Source organism: Xanthobacter sp. BG11Y11_SDJG (assembly GCF_057364445.1).
Genome location: NZ_JBNFNU010000688.1, coordinates 1 through 1,250, shown reverse-complemented (window position 1 = coordinate 1,250; position 1,250 = coordinate 1). Strand labels below are relative to the sequence as shown.

The 1,250-nt window shown below is 71.4% G+C and carries 2 protein-coding genes; one reads left to right on the top strand and one right to left on the bottom strand.

Annotation, left to right across the window (positions count from 1 at the left end; translation table 11 throughout):
* Positions 1-309 precede the first annotated feature (309 nt).
* Positions 310-621, bottom strand: a complete 312-nt coding sequence (locus tag AC2W7M_RS25785) for a glycine zipper domain-containing protein (RefSeq protein WP_486135978.1) — start codon at positions 619-621, stop codon at positions 310-312.
* 271 nt (positions 622-892) lie between these two features.
* On the opposite strand from AC2W7M_RS25785, the gene AC2W7M_RS25780 reads away from it, so the two are divergent.
* The coding region (locus AC2W7M_RS25780; protein ID WP_486135976.1) for a DUF721 domain-containing protein at positions 893-1,250 on the top strand (358 nt) is incomplete at its 3' end.

The following is a 1,250-nucleotide window of genomic DNA, read 5'->3' as shown; positions in this document are numbered from 1 at the left end:
GCGCCTTGGCGGCGCGCGCGCGGTGTCGAGCAGGGCCGCCAGCGCCGGCTTGCCGCGCTGCGTCTCCACCGCCGCAAGGGCGCGGGCGACGCCGCGCTTGCCGGCGGCGCGGATCTGGTCGAGGTCGGGAACGATCGGGAGCGGGGCGGACATCGACGCCAATCTAGAGCGTGCGCCGCGGAAATTGAATGCGGTTGCGCACCTGCCGGCGCCGCGACCGGTGCGCCCAACGGAAAAAGGCGCCGGCTTGCGCCGGCGCCCTTCCATTGATCGGATCCGTGCGGGGGAACGGAACAGATCAACAGCCCGTCATTGGCAACGACTGCGCGAGGCCTTGAGGATCGCCCCGTCGGCGCGGTGCAGGTAGCAGCGCCCGTCATTGGCCCAGAAATAATAGCTCTGATTCTGCTGGTCGGCCTGAGCGCCGAGGATCGCGCCGGTGGTGCCGCCGATCAGCGCGCCGGCAACCGCGCCGCCGCCGGTGCCGGTGACGGCGCCGCCGATGAGCGCACCAGCGGTGCCGCCGAAGATCGCGCCGGCGGCGGCGTTGTTCTGAGCCTGCGCCGTGGCGCTCGCGAGGAGCAGGGCCGAGGCGGCGATGAAAGCGGTGCGGAAGGTCATCTTGCTTCTCTCCCGCGGGGCACGGCCGGAACCGGTCCCGCTCGATGGGTGTTTGTGTATCAAGCTCAACATGAACGGCAGATGAGCGACGCGTTCGGCGTTCCTTCAAGCGCCCCATGGCCTTGGCTCGCTTCGCCGGGGCCGGCGTCGGCGCTTCTGCGGAAATGGGCGGTCCGGCGGTGTCGCCGGACACCGGCCCTTGACGGCCGCCTTCTATCGCGACCGAAGGCGGACTAGACTTGGTCGCCCTTCCCCTGCGGAGCCGCATCCCGTGATCGCCCCGACCCGAAAGCCCCGCGGCGCGCGCCCGCTCGCCGACTATGTCGCGCCGGGCATCGCCGAGATGTGCGGCAAGGCCGGGATTTCGGTGGTGGAGGTGGTCACCAATTGGGATGAGATCGTCGGCCCGGATCTCGGCCCCCGCTCGGTGCCGCTGAAGCTGCAATGGCCGCGGCGCGGCCCGGATGGCGCGCCGGCGGAGCCCGCCACGCTGATCGTGCGGGTGGAAGGGCCCTATGCGATCGAGATGCAGCACGCGGCGCCGGTGGTGCTGGAGCGCATCAACGCCTATTTCGGCTGGCGCTGTGTCGGCCGGATCGCGCTGCGCCAGGGGCCCGTGCCGGCCCGCA